The following is a 16,482-nucleotide window of genomic DNA, read 5'->3' as shown; positions in this document are numbered from 1 at the left end:
GTCTCCTTAGAGCGTGTCGAGGATCGACCGCAGCATCGCCATCATCTGGTCGATTTCCTCGGTCGTGACGTTCAGCGCGGGCATGAAGCGCAGCAGGTTCGGGCGCGCGGCGTTCAGCAGCAGGCCGTCGGGCTGCATGTCGCGCGCCTTCTCGACGATCTGCGGGCCGATGTCCTTGCCGAGCAGCAGCGCGCGCAGCAGGCCTTCGCCGCGTTCGCCCTCGAAGCCGCGCTCCTCCGACAGTTCGAGCAGTTTGCGCTTCAGGTATTCGCCACGCGCGCGCACGCCTTCGAGGAAGCCGGGCGCGACGAGTTGCGAGATCACCGAATGGCCGACCGCCGTCATCAGCGGGTTGCCGTTGTACGTGCCGCCCTGGTCGCCGGCCTCGAACACCGCGACATCGGCCTTCGACAGCAGCGCGCCGAGCGGGGCGCCGCCGCCGATGCCCTTCGCGAGCGTCATGACGTCCGGCTCGATGCCGGACAGCTCGTACGCGAACAGCGTGCCCGCGCGGCCGCAGCCGCTTTGCACCTCGTCGACGATCAGCAGCAGGTTGTGCTGCTTCGTCAGCGCGCGCAGCGCCTGCATGAATTCACGCGTGGCCGGAATCACGCCGCCTTCGCCCTGGATCGGCTCGAGCATTACCGCGACGGTCTTGTCGGTGATCAGCTTCTCGACCGAGTTGATGTCGTTCAGCTCGGCCTTCGGGAAGCCCGGCACCTGCGGTGCGTAGATCGTGTCCCAGCCCGGCTTGCCGCTGGCCGACATCGTCGCGAGCGTGCGGCCGTGGAAGCTGTGGTCGAACGTGATGATCTCGTAAGCGCCGTTCTTGAACTTGCGGCCCCACTTGCGCGCGAGCTTGATCGCGCCTTCGTTCGCTTCCGCGCCGCTGTTCGTGAAGAACACCTTGTCGAACACGCTGTGCTGCGTGAGCAGCCCCGCGAGCTTCGCCATCGGTTCGTTGTAGAACGCGGGCGACGGGTTCAGCAGCTTCTCGGCCTGCGTCTTCAGTGCTTCGACGATGCCGTCGTTGCAGTGGCCGAGGCTGTTGACGGCCCAGCCCTGAATGAAGTCCAGGTAACGCTTGCCCGTGTGATCGTAGAGCCACGAACCCTTGCCGTGCGTAAACACGATGTCGGGGCGGTTCGTGATGTACATCAGCGAGTCGATCGGGTAATCGTTCAGGGGCATGGCAGCAGACTCCAGCGGACGTTGAAAGTGAAACGGGCAATAAAAAAGCCACGGAAGGCCGTGGCTGGTGGGTCGAACAGCTTGTGCGTAACCGGTGAAGCGGAAGAGGGTTACGCGCGAGTCCGTGACGAGCCGGCGGCATCCGGGCGGAGCGGCGAGCGGCGACGTCGAAGTGCGGACAGGAAGCGGTTCATGTGCGCAAGCATAAGGCATCCCGCGCCCCACTGTAAACCGCCGCGATGCCACGGATGTGACACGGCGGCGCGCAGCGGGGGACGCGGGCGCGCCCGGTGCTCAGACCGGATGCGCGAGATCGGCGGCGCTCGTGAACGAGTCCGCGTAGAACTCGTCGGCCGGCAGCGCGTGGTGCTGCGTGAAGTCGCGCTGCGCGGATTCGACCATCACCGGCGCGCCGCATGCGTACACCTGGTAGCCCGACAGATCGGGCAGGTCCTCGATCACCGCGCGATGGACGAAGCCGGTACGGCCGGTCCACTGGTCGGTGTCGTCCGGCTCGGACAGCACCGGCACGTACGTGAAGTTCGGGATTTCGCGCGCCCATTGCTCGGCGAGTTCGCCGAGGTAGATGTCCTTCTTGCGGCGTGCGCCCCAGTAGAGCGTCATCGGGCGCGTGATGCCCGAATGCCTGATGTGCTCGATGATCGCCTTGATCGGCGCGAAGCCGGTGCCCGACGCGAGCAGCACGATCGGCTTGTCGGAATCCTCGCGCAGGAAGAACGTGCCGAGCGGGCCTTCGAAGCGCAGGATGTCGCGCTCCTTCATCGCGCCGAACACGTGGTCGGTGAACTTGCCGCCCGGCATGTGGCGGATGTGCAGCTCGATCGGGCCTTCCTCGTGCGGCGCGTTCGCCATCGAGTAGCTGCGGCGCGAGCCGTCCTTCAGGATGAACTCGACGTACTGGCCCGCGAGGTATTGCAGGCGTTCGTTGGCAGGCAGTTGCAGCTTCACGACCATCACGTCGTCGGCGCGGCGCTCGAGCGCCGCGATCCGGCACGGCAGCTTCTTCACCTGTACGCCGTCGACGCCGGCGATTTCACGCACGTCGATCTCGAGGTCGCATTGCGCTTTCGAACAGCACAGCAGCGCGAGGCCGCGCGTGCGTTCGTCGTTGGACAGCGCCGACGCGGCGTGCGGGCCCTGTTCGATCTGGCCCGACACGATCTGGCCCTTGCAGGAGCCGCACGCGCCGTTCTTGCACCCGTACGGCAGATGGACGTTCTGGCGCAGCGCCGCCGCCAGCACGGTTTCGTCCGACTCGACCTGGAACTGCCGGCCGCTTTGCTTGAGAGTAACGTTGAATGCCATAGAACCAAATAGAACAAAATGTGGGGACCGTGCATGTCGCGCACGGCAGCTACAATGCAAACCCGTTGCGCGCCGCGCAACGGTGGCTACTGATTTCGCAACCAACATGATCGCGACTCGAATCCTGCGCCGGCCGCGCGCACTGATCGTCGGCTGCGGCGACGTCGGCCTGCGCTGCGTCGCGCAATGGCGCGACGCGCGCCGCAACCTGCGCATCGTCGCGCTGACGAGCCATCCGGGCCGCTGCGCCGAATTGCGCGCGGCAGGCGCGACGCCGATCGTCGGCGACCTCGATCGCCGGGCGACGCTCGGACGTATCGCGGGGCTCGCCCGCACGATCCTGCATCTCGCGCCGCCGCAATCCGACGGCCGCGACGATCGCCGCACCCGTGCGCTGATCGCCGCATTGTCCGTGCCTGCACGGCGGCCGACCGCACCGCCGGTGTCGTCGGTCGGCCGGCTCCGCACGCTGCGTGCCGCGACCCGACAGGCCGGCGTGCCGGTGCGGGCAGCGCGTATTGTACCCGACGCCCTTCGCGCGCCGACGCTCGTCTACGCCAGCACGACGGGCGTATACGGCGATTGCGGCGGGGCGCGAATCGACGAAACGCAGCCGCTGCGCCCCGCGAATCCGCGCGCGTTCCGGCGCGTGTCGGCCGAGCGTCAGCTGCGGGCGGCGACGGTGCGCGGCGTGCTGTCCGCGCGCATCGTGCGCATTCCCGGCATCTATGCGGCGAACCGGTTGCCGCTCGCACGGCTCGAGCGCGGCACGCCGGCGCTCGACGCGGCCGACGACGTCTATACGAACCACATCCATGCGGACGATCTCGCGGCGATCCTGCGTCGCGCGGCCGTGCGCGGCAAGCCGGCGCGCGCCGTGCATGCGTCGGACGACAGCGAACTGCGGATGGGAGAGTATTTCGACCGGGTCGCGCAGGTGTTCGGCCTGCCGCCGCCGCCGCGCATCAGCCGCGCGGACGCCGAGCAGCGGCTCGAGCCGACGCTCCTGTCGTTCATGCGCGAGTCGCGGCGCCTGTCCAATGCCCGGCTCAAGGCCGAATTGTGCGTGACGTTGCGCTATCCGACCGTAGACGAATTCCTTCAAACGCTCGCGCCGCGCGGCACGTCAGGTCAGCGCCGGTAACGCCTCGATCAGCAGGAAGCACAGCAACGCGCCGATCAGCGCGCCGATCAGGTTCGGGTGATATTTGTGCTTCATGTGCATCGTGGCCAGCAGCCCGCCGATCACGATGGCGCCCACGACCGCGAACGCGATCGTCACGTACGACAGTTCGAAAGAATGGTTGAAGTTCATGATGTCTCCCCTGCATCGCTGCTCGTACAGCTTGTGATTTCAGTATAGCGGGGGATCGTGCGGCCGCGACGCGGCCGGGCACCGAACGATCGTGCGGATTTTCCCTTACAGGGTTTTGACGGGATTGCGCAGTGTTGAAAGGTCGTCTTCCCCGAGCCAGCGCCACGCGCCCGGCGCCAGGTCGTCCGGCAGCGTGAAACCGCCGATGCTTTCGCGGTGCAGCGCCTCGACGCGGTTGCTGGCCGCGGCGACCATGCGTTTCACTTGATGATATTTGCCTTCGAGGACGGTCAGTGCGAGCGCGTGCGTGTCGCGCGCGACGGCGGCCACCGCCGCGATCGGCTTCGGCTCGCCGTGGAGCTGCACGCCGGCGCGCAGTGCGCCCAGCTGGGCGTCGTCGAGCGGGTGGCGCACGGTCGCGACGTAGGTCTTCGGCACCTTGCGCTTCGGCGACGTGTACGCGTGCACGAACTGGCCGTCGTCGGACAGCAGCAGCAGGCCCGTGGTGTCCTGGTCGAGGCGGCCGACGCACTGCACGCCGCGTGCGACGAGCGGCGCGGGCAGCAGGCTGAACACGCTCGCGTGGTGTTGCGGCTCGCGCGAACACTCGTAGCCGGCCGGCTTGTTGAGCGCGAGATACGCGCGGGCGTGGAACGGCCACGCGGTGTCGTCGACCGTGAACACGAGGCCGGCGGTGTCGAACGACGCGTCGGGGTCGGTGGCGCTCGCGCCCGCGACGGTGACGCGACCCGTTTCGATCAGGCCGCGGCACTGGCGGCGCGAGCCGAAGCCCTGCGTGTAGAGAATGCTTTCGAGATCCATAGCGCGCGCATTCTATCAAGCGGCGCGCCGGCACCGGCACGAACCCGCCCGCGCTGGTAAGCTGCCGGAGCGCGGCGCGCGTTCCTTCTTCACGGAAAGTCCATGCAATCCGATTCGCTCCGGGTCGGCCGCAAGGCCGCCGCCGTCGCCGCCGTCGTGTCGGCCGTAACGGTTGCGTCGGCCGCTTCGCGCATGCGCATGTCGCGACCGACGGACATCGCACGCAAGGCGCGTACGGCTTCCGCGTGAAGTAATGCCGCGGCGGCGGCACCGGCCCGTGCCAGGCCTGCCGCCGTCTTCATCCGACACGGAGTTTGCCGCATGAATCCGACGACGCTCGATGCACTCGCCGATTTTCCCCGCCAGCTCGAGGCCCATTTCGCCGCCGTGCCGGACGGCTATGCACGCTGGACCCCCGACGACTGGAGCGGCATCCCGAGCGAGCACTTCTCGCCGCTCGGGCAGCTCTGCCACGTGCGCGACATCGAGATCGACGGCTACCACGTGCGGCTGCGGCGGATGCTCGATGAGGATCATCCGCTGCTCGTGTCGGTCGACGGCGACGCGCTCGCGATCGAGCGCCGCTATGACGCCGCGTCCGCGTCCGACGTGCTCGCGGCGATTCGCGACGCACGGCGCGAGACGCTCGAGCTCGTGTCGCGCCTCACGACCGAGCAGATGGCGCGCACCGGCGAGTTCGAAGGCTACGGCGCGTTGACCGTGCGCGGCCTCGTCCATTACCTGTGCAGCCACGACCAGCAGCATCTGGCCGGCATGCAGTGGCTGCTCGGCAAGATCGACGCGGCGCTGTACGCACGCTGACTCGCGCGGCCCGGTGGCCGTGCATCGTGTCGCGTCGAGCGGATTTCGCCGCCGTTGTCGGTGGGGCAGCCCACCGTTCCGGACGCTTGATTGGATCGTTTTTCTGGATAATCCATCCAGCCATGCCCGGCTGACCGGCGCGTCGCGCGTGCCTACACTCCTAGCTTCATTCAACGCAAAAAGGAGTCAACCGTGGCGACTCACACGCTCGCAGACAAGATCGTCCTGATCGCAGGCGGCGCCAAGAATCTCGGCGGCCTGATCGCCCGGGATCTGGCCGGCCACGGCGCGAAGGCGGTGGCGATTCACTACAACAGCGCGGCATCGCAGGCGCAGGCCGAGGAGACGGCCGCCGCCGTGCGGGCGGCCGGCGCGGAAGCCGCGACGTTCCAGGCCGACCTGACGACGGCCGCCGCGGTCGAGAAGCTGTTCGTCGACGCGAAGCAGCGCTTCGGCAAGATCGACATCGCGATCAACACCGTCGGCAAGGTGCTGAAGAAGCCGTTCACCGAAATCTCCGAGGCCGAATACGACGAGATGTTCGCGGTGAACAGCAAGTCGGCGTTCTTCTTCATCAAGGAAGCGGGGCGGCACCTCGAGGATCACGGCAAGCTCGTCACGCTCGTGACGTCGCTGCTCGGCGCGTTCACGCCGTTCTATGCGGCCTACGAAGGGTCGAAGGCGCCGGTCGAGCACTTCACGCGCGCGGCGTCGAAGGAGTATGGCGCGCGCGGCATCTCGGTGACGGCGGTCGGGCCCGGCCCGATGGACACGCCGTTCTTCTACCCGGCCGAAGGCGCCGACGCAGTGGCGTATCACAAGACGGCGGCCGCGCTGTCGCCGTTCAGCAAGACGGGGCTTACCGACATCGAGGACGTCGTGCCGTTCATCCGTCATCTCGTGACCGACGGCTGGTGGATTACCGGCCAGACGATCCTGATCAACGGCGGCTATACGACCAAGTAACCGGGCCCTGCCGGCGGTCGTCGCGTGCGCGCGGCGACCCGCAATGGACCGTTTGCATGGACAATGGACGGGCGCGCGGGCACAACGCCGCGCGCCCGTTTCATCTGTGCCGCCGGGCTCGGCCGCCGCGCGCGGCGCTTGCCGGTGACGGTCGTCCGAACCCACGTCATTCGCCTGCCGATGGACAAGCTGGACCAGGTCAGAATCTTCCTTCAGGTTGCCGAGATGGGCAGCTTCATCAAGGCCGCGCATGCGCTCGACGTGCCGCGCGCGACGGTGTCGGCCGCCGTCCAGCAGCTCGAGACCGCGCTCGGCACGCGTCTGTTGCACCGTACGACGCGGCAGGTCCAGCTGACTGCCGACGGCGCGCTGCTGCAGGAGCGCGGCCGGCGCCTGCTCGCGGAAGCCGACGAACTCGACCGGCTGTTCCGGCGCCGCGATCGCGACGTGATCGGGCGGCTGAACGTCGATGTTCCGAGCCGGATCGCGCGCCGCGTGATCGCGCCCGCGCTGCCGTCGCTGTTTCGCCGCTACCCGAAGCTGCAACTGTCGCTCGGCTCGACGGACCGCTCGATCGATCTCGTGCAGGAGGGGGTCGACTGCGCGATCCGGGTCGGGCGGCTCGCGGACAGCAGCCTCGTCGTGCGGCCGCTCGGGCAGTTCGCGCTGATCAACTGCGCGAGCCCCGATTACCTGCGCGAATGCGGCGTGCCCGAGCATCCCGATGCGCTTGCGCACGGGCACTGGGCGATCGGCTATGCGTCGCCGACGACCGGCCGCGAGCTGGGCTGGGAATACTGCGCGGACGGCGGGCGGCACACGCTGGCGCTCCCGAGCCGCGTGATCGTCAACAACGCCGAAACCTATATCGCGAGCTGCATCGCCGGCATGGGGCTGATCCAGATTCCGCGTTTCGACGTCGTGCATCTGCTCGACAGCGGGGCGCTGGTCGAGGTGATGCCCGGCCATCGGGCCGCGCCGATGGACGTGTCGGCCGTCTATCCGCATCGCCGGCACCGGTCGAGGCGGCTCAACGCGTTCATCGAGTGGTTCGGGGAGTTGGTCGCGGATGCGCTGGACGACACGGGCGCGACCGCGACCGGCGACTGAAAAGGGCACCGCGCCCGAACGCGCCGGCGGCGATCGGCGGGTGTCGGCGAAACTTGATATGTACCGCGACCGGCGAGCGCGTTCAGCCGGCGTGTGCGGAGAACTGCCGCGTGCGCCCGGTGGCCCGCACCGCGTCGATCAGCGCGGCGCCGGCGCCGTCGGGCTTCGCCGCGAACGCGTAAAAGCGCGCGGCCGGCAGCGCCGGCAGGCCGTCGTGCGGCCCGCATGCGCGCAGGCCGTCGCGCAGCTGGCTGCGCGCGAGCGCCGTGACCGCGAAGCCGGCGAGCGCGGCCGATACGCAGCCGGCCATGCTGGCGCTTTCGAACAGCACGCGAAACGGCCGCAGCGCGGCAGCGAGCGCGGACACCGCGGCTTCCCGGTACACGCACGGCTCCGGAAACAGCGCGAGCGGCACGTCGCCTTCGGCGTCGAGCGCCGTATCCGACGCGAACGCCCACACCAGCGGCTCTTCCCACAGCAGTTCGCCCGGCGCGTCGACCTGCCGGCATTGCTTGCCGAACACGACGTCGAGCCGGCCCAGCGTCTGCTCGCGCAGCAGCGCCGCGGTGATTCCGACCTTCAGCTCGATCGACGTGCGCGGATGGCTGTCGCGGAACGTGCGCAGCACCTGCGGCAGCCACGTGCCCGCGAAATCCTCCGACGCGCCGACGCGCAATCGCCCGTGCGCCGGCGCGCCGCGTAGCCGGGCGCGCACTTCGCGCTCCATGTCGACGATGTTGCGCGCGTACGCGTACAGCGTGTCGCCGGCCGGCGTGAGCGCGATGCGGCGCGTGGTGCGCGCGAGCAGCACCGTGCCGGCCGCCTGCTCGAGCCGCTTGATGTGGCCGCTGACCGCGGATGGCGTCAGCGCGAGGCGCTCCGCGGCCGGCGCGAAGCCGCGGCGGTCGACGACTTCGAGGAAGGTGCGCAACAGCGCGATGTCGAGCGCGGTCGACGCGGGATCGGTCAGCGGTTCCATCGATCGATTCAACGCGATATTCAAAGAATGGATCATGATACTCCGCGAATCGTGATGAGAGGCGGGCCTACCATCGGGCATTCAGGCTGACCAACCGGAGTGCACATGACCGCTTATCGATATGCGACGACCGCGTCGCTCGAACTCGCCTATCTCGAATGGAACCCGCGCGGCGAACGCGTGGCCGTGCTGCTGCACGGCTGGCCGGACAGCCCGGTCGGCTGGGAGGCCGTGGCTCAAACGCTGGCCGCGCGCGGCTACCGTGTGCTCGCGCCCGCGCTGCGCGGCTTCGCGCCGACCCGCTTTCGCGATCCCGCGACGCCGCGCAGCGGCCGGCTCGCGGCGCTTGGCCGCGACCTGCTCGAATTCATCGACACGCTCGGCATCGAGCGGCCGGTGATGGTCGGGCACGACTGGGGCGCCCGTGCGGTGGCGAACGCGTGCGGGTTGCGCGACGGTGCGGCTTCGCATCTGGTGATGCTGTCGGTGGGGTACGGCACGAACGACCCGGCCCAGCCGCTGTCGCTGCCGCAGGCGCGCAACTACTGGTACCACTGGTACCTGGCGACGCCGCGCGGCGAGCAGGCGCTGCGCGACGATCGCCGGGCCTTCGCGCGTCTGATGTGGGACACGTGGTCGCCGGCCGGCTGGTACGACGCACGCGACTTCGACGCGGCCGCGGCTGCGTTCGACGGGCCGGACTGGATCGACGTGGTGCTGCATTCGTACCGTTATCGCTGGGGATTCGTCGACGGCGGTGCCGCGTATGCGGAAGACGACGCGCAACTGTCGCCTGCACCCGTGCTGTCGGTGCCGACGCTCGTGTTGCACGGCGGCGCGGATACCTGCACCGCGCCGGAGACCTCCGCGGCGCGCGAGCGCTTCTTCACCGGCCGCTACGCGCGCGCCGTGCTGGACGATGTCGGACACTTTCCGCAGCGCGAGGCGCCGGGAGCGGTCGCGGACGCGATCGTGCGGTTCTGCGAGCACGGTTGAACGCGCGGCCGCACGTCGGTGCGCGGTCGATCGAACCGATCACTCGGTGCGGTGCGGAATGTTGTCGGGAAACGGGTAGGGCGCGTGTGGTCCCGGCCAGTCGGGCACGGGCGGCTCGCGCAGCAGGTCGCATCCGCCCAGCATGATCGACAGCAGCGCGGCAAGCACGCCGCGGCCAATCCGGCTTGAAATGACGCGCATGGACATGGGCGGCCTCCGTGCTGGCGTTCCCTGATGCTTGGACCGACGGGGGAGGCCGCGCGTTGCGGTGTTGCCCGGCGCGCGGCAAAAACAAAAAACCCGCGAAGCGGCGAGCTTGCGCGGGTTTCGACAGTGCAGCGCATGACGCTGCGAAAGACTGGTGCCCAGGGCCGGAATCGAACCGGCACGCCTTGCGGCGGGGGATTTTGAGTCCCCTGCGTCTACCAATTTCACCACCTGGGCTTTAATTCTGGCCGCGCATGCGATTGTGCGCGGCGAAACGCGGATTATGGCGGAAAACGGGGCGCCGGGCAAGCTGCCCGGCGACCGTCCGCGCGTTACTGGCTCAGGTAGACGAACTGGCCGTGCTTCACGATCCCCATCACGCTCGCGCGCTGATCGAGCCCCACGTGATCCTTGTCGCCGGTGTTGACGACGCCGTTCGGCACGACGAGTTCGTGCGCGCGTTCGAGTTCGCGCCGCAGCGCCGCGCGGAAGGCCGGCGTGCCGGGCTGCGCGGCCTTGAGCGCGCGGCCGACCGCGTCGGCGAGGCGCGGGTACACGCCCGCCGCGTCGCCCGCGAACTGCGTGACGGTGCCGGCGCCGTATTTCGCTTCATAGGCATCGACGAACGCGAGCGCGGCCTTGCGGGCCGGATGGTCGGCGGGCAGCGTGCGCGCGACGACGACCGGCTGGGTCGGGAACAGCGTCCCGTCGACGTCCTTGCCGCCGAGCTTGATGAATTCCGGCGTCGCGATCCCGTGCGTCTGGTAGATCGCGCCCTTGTAGCCGCGCTCGATCAGCGTGCGCTGCGGCAGCACGGCCGGCGTGCCCGAGCCCGCGATCAGGATCGCGTCGGGCCTCGCCGCGATCAGCTTCAGCGCCTGGCCGGTGACGCTCGCGTCGGTGCGGTTGAAGCGCTCCGTCGCGATCACGCGGATCTTGCGGACTTCCGCGAAGCGCGTGAATTCATTCAGCCAGCTGTCGCCATAGCTGTCCGCGAAGCCGATGAAGCCGACCGTCTTCACGCCGTGGTTGGCCATGTAGCGCGTCATCACGTCGGCCATCGCGCTGTCGCTCTGCGCCATCTTGAAGGCCCAGGTCCGCGCGCCTTCCTGCGGCTCGACGATCGCGCCGGAGCCGACCAGCGTGATCATCGGCGTCTGGGCGGCCGCTACCGCGTCGAGCGCCGCGAGCGCGGCCGGCGTGATGTTCGGCCCGACCACGACGTCGACGTGATCCTCGTCGACCAGCTTGCGGATGTTGCGCACGGCGGCGCCCGGGTCGGACGCGTCGTCGAGCACCGTCACCTGCACCGGCTGCCCGGCGATCGTCTTCGGCCACATCAGGATCGCGTTCTTGCTGGTGATGCCGATCGCGGCGGCCGGGCCGGTCGACGACAGGTCGACGCCGACCTTCAGGTCGGCATGCGCGGTCGCGCAGGCGAGCACGAGGGCGGCGCCTGCGGCGCGGCGCAACAGGGCGGGAAGCGTCATGCGGAAATCTCCGTCGGGCAATAAAAAGGGGCGCGATTTGCGCCCCTGTGTTTATACCGGTCCGTCACAGTTCGTACGATTCGGATTCGCCCTTGAGCGCCTGCTCGATCAGCTTGCGGTTCAGCGTCGGCGACAGCAGCTCGACGAGCGTATACACATAGCTGCGCAGGTAGGCACCTTGCTTGAGCGCGACGCGCGTCACGTTGCTGCCGAACAGGTGGCCGACCGGAATCAGCCGGAGGTTGCGGTCGCGCTCCGGGTTGAACGCGATGTCGGCCATGATCCCGACGCCGAGGCCGAGCTCGACGTAGGTCTTGATCACGTCGGCGTCGATCGCCTCGAGCACGATGTCCGGCGACAGCCCGCGCAGCGCGAACGCATGGTTGATCTTCTTGCGGCCCGCGAATGCATCGTCGTACGTGATCAGCGGGTACTGCGCGAGATCGTCCAGCGTGACCGGCTTGCGTTCGAGCAGCGGGTGGTCGGCCGGCACCACGGCCGCGTGATGCCACTGGAAGCACGGCAGCGACACGAGTTCCTTGTAGTCGGCGATCGCCTCGGTCGCGATCGCGAGATCGGCCTGGTCGTGGATCACCATCTCGGCGACCTGCGTCGGGCTGCCTTGCAGGATCGACAGGTGCACCTTCGGAAAGCGCTTCTTGAACTCGGCGATCGCGGCCGGCAGCGAGTAGCGGGCCTGCGTGTGGGTGGCGGCGATCGTCAGGTTGCCCTGATCCTGCGCGGCATAATCTTTCCCGACCCTTTTAAGACTTTCAACTTCCTGCAGGATCCGCTCGACCGACGCGAGGATGATCCTGCCCGGCTCGGTGAGCGAGCGCACGCGCTTGCCGTGCCGCGTGAAGATCTCCACGCCGAGCTCGTCCTCGAGCTCGATGATCGCCTTCGATACCCCCGGTTGCGACGTGTAGAGCGCCTTGGCGGCCTCGGTGAGGTTGAAATTCTGCCGGACGGCCTCGCGCACGAAGCGAAATTGGTGCAGGTTCATTTATAACCCTTCCGCATATCAACAGAATTTTTTAGTCGTTTGAAATATAAGGCGAGTTTATTACGATTCACCGGAGTTTTTCAAATATGGATATCTGTTTTCGTCATTAGCAATCCAGCCGGGCCGCGGAAGGCCGGCGGTGGCGGCGGAACGGAGATTCGGGCGCGACGTGGCTAGGACGTCGCGCGGTCACCACGAAAACCCTGGGGTCCCCGAATGTATCAGTACGACCAGTACGACCAGACGATCGTCGACGAGCGAGTCGCGCAGTACCGCGATCAAGTGCGCCGCCGCCTGTCGGGCGAGTTGAGCGAAGACGAGTTCCGTCCGCTGCGCCTGCAGAACGGCCTGTACATGCAGCGCCACGCGTACATGCACCGCATCGCGATTCCGTACGGCAACCTGCGCAGCGAGCAGCTCCGCATGCTGGCGCGCATCGCCCGCGAGCACGACCGCGGCTACGGCCACTTCTCGACCCGCTCGAACATCCAGTTCAACTGGGTCGAGCTGGAAGACACGCCCGAGATCCTCGCGAAGCTCGCATCGGTGCAGATGCACGCGATCCAGACCTCGGGCAACTGCATCCGCAACATCACGGCCGACCAGTTCGCCGGCGTCGCGCAGGACGAAGAGATCGATCCGCGTCCGTGGTCCGAGATCCTGCGCCAGTGGTCGACGTTCCATCCCGAATTCGCATGGCTGCCGCGCAAGTTCAAGATCGCGGTGTCCGGCTCGAAGGACGACCGCGCGGCCGTGCAGATCCACGACCTCGGCGTGTACCTGAAGAAGAACGAGCAGGGCGAAGTGGTCGCGAGCATCCTCGCGGGCGGCGGCCTCGGCCGTACGCCGATCGTCGGTGCGGTGATCAAGGAAGACCTGCCGTGGCAGCACCTGATCACGTACTGCGAAGCCGTGCTGCGCGTGTACAACCGCTACGGCCGCCGCGACAACCTGTACAAGGCGCGGATCAAGATCCTCGTGAAGGCGCTGTCGCCCGCGAAGTTCGCGCAGCAGGTCGAGGAAGAGTGGCAGCACCTGAAGGACGGCCCGTCGACGCTCACGCAGGCCGAGGTCGACCGCGTGTCGCAGTACTTCCAGCCGCCCGTCTACGAGAAGCTCGCCGACACCGACGCGTCGTTCGAACAGCACCTGCTGGAGAACAAGGCGTTCGCGCGCTGGGTCGAGCGCAACGTCGCGCCGCACAAGGTGCCGGGCTATGCCGCCGTCACGCTGTCGCTGAAGGACCACCGCGTGGCCCCGGGCGACGCGACCGACGCGCAGATGGACCTGGTGGCCGACTGGGCCGACGCGTACTCGTTCGGTGAACTGCGCGTGTCGCACGAGCAGAACCTGATCCTCGCGAACGTGAAGAAGCGCGACCTGTTCGCGGTGTGGGAAAAGGCGAAGGCGGCCGGTTTCGCGACGCCGAACATCGGCCTCCTGACCGACATCATCGCGTGCCCGGGCGGCGACTTCTGCTCGCTCGCGAACGCGAAGTCGATCCCGATCGCGCTGGCGATCCAGCAGCGTTTCGACGATCTGGACTACGTGTACGACCTCGGCGACCTGTCGCTGAACATTTCCGGTTGCATGAACTCGTGCGGCCATCATCACGTGGGCAACATCGGCATCCTCGGCGTCGACAAGGACGGTGCCGAGTGGTACCAGGTGTCGCTCGGCGGCGAGCAGGGCACGGGCCGCAACGGCGCGCGCCTCGGCCGCGTGATCGGGCCGTCGTTCTCCGCGGAAGAAGTGCCGGACGTGATCGCGAAGCTGATCGACACGTTCGTCGAGACGCGCATCGACGGCGAGCGCTTCATCGACACGTACGACCGCATCGGCATCGCCCCGTTCAAGGAGCGCGTGTATGCGGCGCGCCAGGCAGTGAACGCGTAACCAACCGGGTAGAAGGAATTTGCAGATGGCTTCGATTATCAAGAACCGCGCAGTGATCGACGACGCATGGCAGGTCGTGCGCGCGGCGGAAGACGGTGCGCTGCCCGCGGTCGACGCATTGCCGGCCGGCAAGGTGCTGGTGCCGTTCACCCTGTGGCAGGCCGAGCGCGCGGCGCTCGTCGCCGCGAAGACGAAGGACGAACTCGGCGTGTGGCTCGCGCCGGACAGCGAGCCGGCCGATCTCGTGGCCGACTTCGGTGCGATCTCGCTGATCGCCGTCGATTTCCCGCGCTTCGCGGACGGCCGCGGCTACAGCATCGCGCGCCTGCTGCGCGAGCGCCACGGCTGGACCGGCGAGCTGCGCGCGATCGGCGACGTGCTGCGCGACCAGCTGCTGTACATGTCGCGTTGCGGCTTCGATGCGTTCGCGGTGCGTGCCGACAAGGACGTCCGCGACGCGCTGAACGCGTTCGGTGAATTCTCGCAGCGTTACCAGGGCGCGTTCGACGAGCCGGCGCCGCTGTTCCGCCGCCGCGGCGCCGCGGCCGACGCCAAGGTGAGCGCATGAGCACCGCGACCGCACTGACGCCGGAGCTGGCCGCGAAGGTCGAGCGCCTCGACGCGCTGCTCGCGCGGATCGGCGCGCGCCACGAGAAGGTGAAGTTCGCGAGCAGCCTCGCCGCGGAAGACATGCTGCTCACGCACGCGATCCTGTCGAAGGGCGTGTCGATCGGCATCTTCTCGCTGAACACCGGCCGCCTGCACGCGGAAACGCTGGGCATGATCGACCGCGTGCGCGAGCGCTACGGCTACGAGATCGAGCAGTTTCACCCGCGGCAGGACGCGGTCGACCAGTACGTCGCCGAGCACGGCCTGAACGCGTTCTACGAAAGCGTCGAGCTGCGCAAGTCGTGCTGCCACATCCGCAAGGTCGAGCCGCTGAACCGCGCGCTGGCCGACGTCGGCGCGTGGGTCACGGGCCAGCGCCGCGAGCAGTCGGTCACGCGTGCGGAGCTGCACGAGGAAGAACAGGACGAAGCGCGCGGGATCGCGAAGTACAACCCGCTCGCCGACTGGACGGAAGCCGACGTGTGGGCGTACCTGAAGGCGTTCGACGTGCCGGTCAACCCGCTGCATGCGCGCGGCTACCCGAGCATCGGTTGCGAGCCCTGTACGCGCGCGATCCGTCCGGGCGAGGACAGCCGGGCGGGCCGCTGGTGGTGGGAGTCGCGCGACACGAAGGAATGCGGGCTGCACATCACGATCACGCCGATTCCCGCGAACGCCGAAGCCGGCGCCGCGCACTGACAGCCGACCAGAAACCGAATATTGCGCCGCCTGCGACAGCGGGCGGCACGAACCCAGAAGAGAAGGACTGAAATCATGAGCACGACGCTCGAGCAATCCGCCTTTGCCCCGCCCACCGGTTCCGACGACCGCATGGGCCACCTCGACTGGCTCGAAGCCGAGTCGATCCACATCCTGCGCGAACTCGTTGCCGAGTGCAGCAAGCCGGCGCTGTTGTTCTCGGGCGGCAAGGATTCGGTCGTCGTGCTCCACCTCGCACTGAAGGCGTTCGGCCTCGGCGCGAACCGCAAGACGACGCTGCCGTTCCCGCTCGTGCACATCGACACGGGCCACAACTACGAGGAAGTGATCGACTTCCGCGACCGCCGTGCGCAAGAGCTCGGCGCGGAGCTGGTGGTCGGCCACGTCGAGGATTCGATCAAGCGCGGCACGGTCGTGCTGCGCCGCGAAACCGATTCGCGCAACGCCGCGCAGGCCGTCACGCTGCTCGAGACGATCGAACAGCACGGCTACACGGCACTGATCGGCGGCGCGCGCCGCGACGAAGAGAAGGCGCGTGCGAAGGAGCGGATCTTCTCGTTCCGCGACGAATTCGGCCAGTGGGATCCGAAGGCGCAGCGCCCGGAACTGTGGAGCCTGTACAACGCACGCCTGCACAAGGGCGAGCACCTGCGCGTGTTCCCGATCTCGAACTGGACCGAACTCGACGTGTGGCAGTACATCGCGCGCGAGAACCTCGAACTGCCGTCGATCTACTACGCGCACCAGCGCGAGATCGTGCGCCGCAACGGGCTGCTCGTGCCGGTCACGCCGCTCACGCCGATGCGTGACGGCGAGACGAGCGAGCTCGCGCAGGTGCGCTTCCGCACGGTCGGCGACATCAGCTGCACGTGCCCGGTCGAGAGCGACGCGGACGACGTCGAGAAGATCATCGCCGAGACGGCGGTGACCGAGATCACCGAACGCGGCGCGACCCGGATGGACGACCAGGCATCCGAAGCCGCGATGGAACAGCGCAAGAAGCAAGGTTATTTCTGAAGCACACGAG

At 68.1% G+C, this 16,482-nt stretch carries 17 protein-coding genes and 1 tRNA gene; 9 read left to right on the top strand and 9 right to left on the bottom strand.

The features are described from left to right. Positions 1–6 precede the first annotated feature (6 nt). Together U5771_RS00485 and U5771_RS00480 are read right to left on the bottom strand one after the other, a co-directional pair. Positions 7–1,191, bottom strand: coding sequence for an acetylornithine transaminase (locus U5771_RS00485; RefSeq protein ID WP_124659197.1), 1,185 nt, complete (start codon positions 1,189–1,191; stop codon positions 7–9). 294 nt (positions 1,192–1,485) lie between these two features. Further along, a complete protein-coding gene (locus U5771_RS00480; RefSeq protein WP_322022151.1) occupies positions 1,486–2,517 on the bottom strand; it encodes a CDP-6-deoxy-delta-3,4-glucoseen reductase in 1,032 nt (343 codons plus the stop codon). Positions 2,518–2,623: 106 nt separating this feature from the next. Here U5771_RS00480 and U5771_RS00475 point away from each other — a divergent pair, with 106 nt between their 5' ends. Further along, positions 2,624–3,661, top strand: coding sequence for an NAD-dependent epimerase/dehydratase family protein (locus tag U5771_RS00475; RefSeq protein WP_322022392.1), 1,038 nt, complete (start codon positions 2,624–2,626; stop codon positions 3,659–3,661). Here the strand turns inward: U5771_RS00475 and U5771_RS00470 are convergent. Together U5771_RS00470 and U5771_RS00465 are read right to left on the bottom strand one after the other, a co-directional pair. Beyond that, complete coding sequence (locus tag U5771_RS00470; protein ID WP_014896297.1) at positions 3,644–3,832, bottom strand: hypothetical protein; 189 nt, start codon at positions 3,830–3,832, stop codon at positions 3,644–3,646. The genes U5771_RS00475 and U5771_RS00470 overlap by 18 nt on opposite strands. Positions 3,833–3,937: 105 nt before the next feature. Then, entirely contained in the window at positions 3,938–4,654 is a 717-nt protein-coding gene (locus U5771_RS00465; RefSeq protein ID WP_322022150.1) for a 16S rRNA pseudouridine(516) synthase, read from the bottom strand. A gap of 321 nt (positions 4,655–4,975) precedes the next feature. Here U5771_RS00465 and U5771_RS00460 point away from each other — a divergent pair, with 321 nt between their 5' ends. The 3 genes from U5771_RS00460 to U5771_RS00450 all read left to right on the top strand — a co-directional run bounded on the left by U5771_RS00460 (position 4,976) and on the right by U5771_RS00450 (position 7,552). Further along, a complete protein-coding gene (locus U5771_RS00460) occupies positions 4,976–5,476 on the top strand; it encodes a DinB family protein (RefSeq protein WP_322022149.1) in 501 nt (166 codons plus the stop codon). 192 nt (positions 5,477–5,668) lie between these two features. Beyond that, positions 5,669–6,442: an SDR family oxidoreductase gene (locus tag U5771_RS00455; RefSeq protein WP_322022148.1), complete on the top strand. Its 774-nt coding sequence runs from the start codon at positions 5,669–5,671 to the stop codon at positions 6,440–6,442. 180 nt (positions 6,443–6,622) lie between these two features. After that, complete coding sequence (locus U5771_RS00450) at positions 6,623–7,552, top strand: LysR family transcriptional regulator (RefSeq protein ID WP_322022391.1); 930 nt, start codon at positions 6,623–6,625, stop codon at positions 7,550–7,552. Between the two features lie 82 nt (positions 7,553–7,634). On the opposite strand, the gene U5771_RS00445 is transcribed toward U5771_RS00450, so the two are convergent. Next, complete coding sequence (locus tag U5771_RS00445) at positions 7,635–8,531, bottom strand: LysR family transcriptional regulator (protein ID WP_322022147.1); 897 nt, start codon at positions 8,529–8,531, stop codon at positions 7,635–7,637. Between the two features lie 105 nt (positions 8,532–8,636). Between U5771_RS00445 and U5771_RS00440 the strand changes: the two genes are divergently transcribed. Then, positions 8,637–9,527: an alpha/beta hydrolase gene (locus U5771_RS00440; RefSeq protein WP_322022146.1), complete on the top strand. Its 891-nt coding sequence runs from the start codon at positions 8,637–8,639 to the stop codon at positions 9,525–9,527. Positions 9,528–9,566: 39 nt separating this feature from the next. Here U5771_RS00440 and U5771_RS00435 read toward each other — a convergent pair whose 3' ends face one another. The 4 genes from U5771_RS00435 to U5771_RS00420 all read right to left on the bottom strand — a co-directional run bounded on the left by U5771_RS00435 (position 9,567) and on the right by U5771_RS00420 (position 12,230). Further along, complete coding sequence (locus U5771_RS00435; RefSeq protein ID WP_322022145.1) at positions 9,567–9,734, bottom strand: hypothetical protein; 168 nt, start codon at positions 9,732–9,734, stop codon at positions 9,567–9,569. A 152-nt stretch (positions 9,735–9,886) separates the two neighbouring features. Beyond that, positions 9,887–9,971 (bottom strand) — tRNA-Leu (locus U5771_RS00430). Positions 9,972–10,066: 95 nt separating this feature from the next. Then, positions 10,067–11,224 carry an ABC transporter substrate-binding protein gene (locus U5771_RS00425; protein WP_322022144.1) on the bottom strand — a complete coding sequence of 386 codons (1,158 nt, stop codon included), beginning with the start codon at positions 11,222–11,224 and terminating at the stop codon, positions 10,067–10,069. A 64-nt stretch (positions 11,225–11,288) separates the two neighbouring features. Next, complete coding sequence (locus U5771_RS00420; RefSeq protein ID WP_009689198.1) at positions 11,289–12,230, bottom strand: CysB family HTH-type transcriptional regulator; 942 nt, start codon at positions 12,228–12,230, stop codon at positions 11,289–11,291. Between the two features lie 216 nt (positions 12,231–12,446). Between U5771_RS00420 and U5771_RS00415 the strand changes: the two genes are divergently transcribed. The 4 genes from U5771_RS00415 (at position 12,447) to cysD (ending at position 16,472) form a co-directional block, all read left to right on the top strand. Beyond that, positions 12,447–14,126: a nitrite/sulfite reductase gene (locus U5771_RS00415; protein WP_322022143.1), complete on the top strand. Its 1,680-nt coding sequence runs from the start codon at positions 12,447–12,449 to the stop codon at positions 14,124–14,126. Positions 14,127–14,151: 25 nt separating this feature from the next. Beyond that, the gene (locus tag U5771_RS00410; RefSeq protein ID WP_322022142.1) at positions 14,152–14,694 is read left to right on the top strand and encodes a DUF934 domain-containing protein; all 543 of its coding nucleotides are present in this window, start codon (positions 14,152–14,154) and stop codon (positions 14,692–14,694) included. Next, positions 14,691–15,434: a phosphoadenylyl-sulfate reductase gene (locus U5771_RS00405; RefSeq protein WP_322022141.1), complete on the top strand. Its 744-nt coding sequence runs from the start codon at positions 14,691–14,693 to the stop codon at positions 15,432–15,434. Before U5771_RS00410 ends, U5771_RS00405 begins: the two co-directional genes overlap by 4 nt. Before the next feature lie 75 nt (positions 15,435–15,509). Next, on the top strand, positions 15,510–16,472 hold the full coding sequence (cysD, locus tag U5771_RS00400; protein WP_322022140.1) for a sulfate adenylyltransferase subunit CysD: 963 nt from the start codon (positions 15,510–15,512) through the stop codon (positions 16,470–16,472). Positions 16,473–16,482 lie beyond the last annotated feature (10 nt).

Origin of the sequence: Burkholderia sp. BCC1977 (genome assembly GCF_905339595.1) — a bacterium.
Taxonomy (GTDB): Bacteria; Pseudomonadota; Gammaproteobacteria; order Burkholderiales; family Burkholderiaceae; genus Burkholderia.
This window is presented reverse-complemented; position numbering and strand designations above follow the sequence as displayed.

Coding starts and splice junctions, on each gene's coding strand:
- U5771_RS00485 (WP_124659197.1), bottom strand. CDS start 1,191: ATGCCCCTGAACGATTACCCGATCGACTCGCTGATGTACATCACGAAC.
- U5771_RS00480 (WP_322022151.1), bottom strand. CDS start 2,517: ATGGCATTCAACGTTACTCTCAAGCAAAGCGGCCGGCAGTTCCAGGTC.
- U5771_RS00475 (WP_322022392.1), top strand. CDS start 2,624: ATGATCGCGACTCGAATCCTGCGCCGGCCGCGCGCACTGATCGTCGGC.
- U5771_RS00470 (WP_014896297.1), bottom strand. CDS start 3,832: ATGAACTTCAACCATTCTTTCGAACTGTCGTACGTGACGATCGCGTTC.
- U5771_RS00465 (WP_322022150.1), bottom strand. CDS start 4,654: ATGGATCTCGAAAGCATTCTCTACACGCAGGGCTTCGGCTCGCGCCGC.
- U5771_RS00460 (WP_322022149.1), top strand. CDS start 4,976: ATGAATCCGACGACGCTCGATGCACTCGCCGATTTTCCCCGCCAGCTC.
- U5771_RS00450 (WP_322022391.1), top strand. CDS start 6,623: ATGGACAAGCTGGACCAGGTCAGAATCTTCCTTCAGGTTGCCGAGATG.
- U5771_RS00445 (WP_322022147.1), bottom strand. CDS start 8,531: ATGGAACCGCTGACCGATCCCGCGTCGACCGCGCTCGACATCGCGCTG.
- U5771_RS00440 (WP_322022146.1), top strand. CDS start 8,637: ATGACCGCTTATCGATATGCGACGACCGCGTCGCTCGAACTCGCCTAT.
- U5771_RS00435 (WP_322022145.1), bottom strand. CDS start 9,734: ATGTCCATGCGCGTCATTTCAAGCCGGATTGGCCGCGGCGTGCTTGCC.
- U5771_RS00425 (WP_322022144.1), bottom strand. CDS start 11,224: ATGACGCTTCCCGCCCTGTTGCGCCGCGCCGCAGGCGCCGCCCTCGTG.
- U5771_RS00420 (WP_009689198.1), bottom strand. CDS start 12,230: ATGAACCTGCACCAATTTCGCTTCGTGCGCGAGGCCGTCCGGCAGAAT.
- U5771_RS00415 (WP_322022143.1), top strand. CDS start 12,447: ATGTATCAGTACGACCAGTACGACCAGACGATCGTCGACGAGCGAGTC.
- U5771_RS00410 (WP_322022142.1), top strand. CDS start 14,152: ATGGCTTCGATTATCAAGAACCGCGCAGTGATCGACGACGCATGGCAG.
- U5771_RS00405 (WP_322022141.1), top strand. CDS start 14,691: ATGAGCACCGCGACCGCACTGACGCCGGAGCTGGCCGCGAAGGTCGAG.
- cysD (WP_322022140.1), top strand. CDS start 15,510: ATGAGCACGACGCTCGAGCAATCCGCCTTTGCCCCGCCCACCGGTTCC.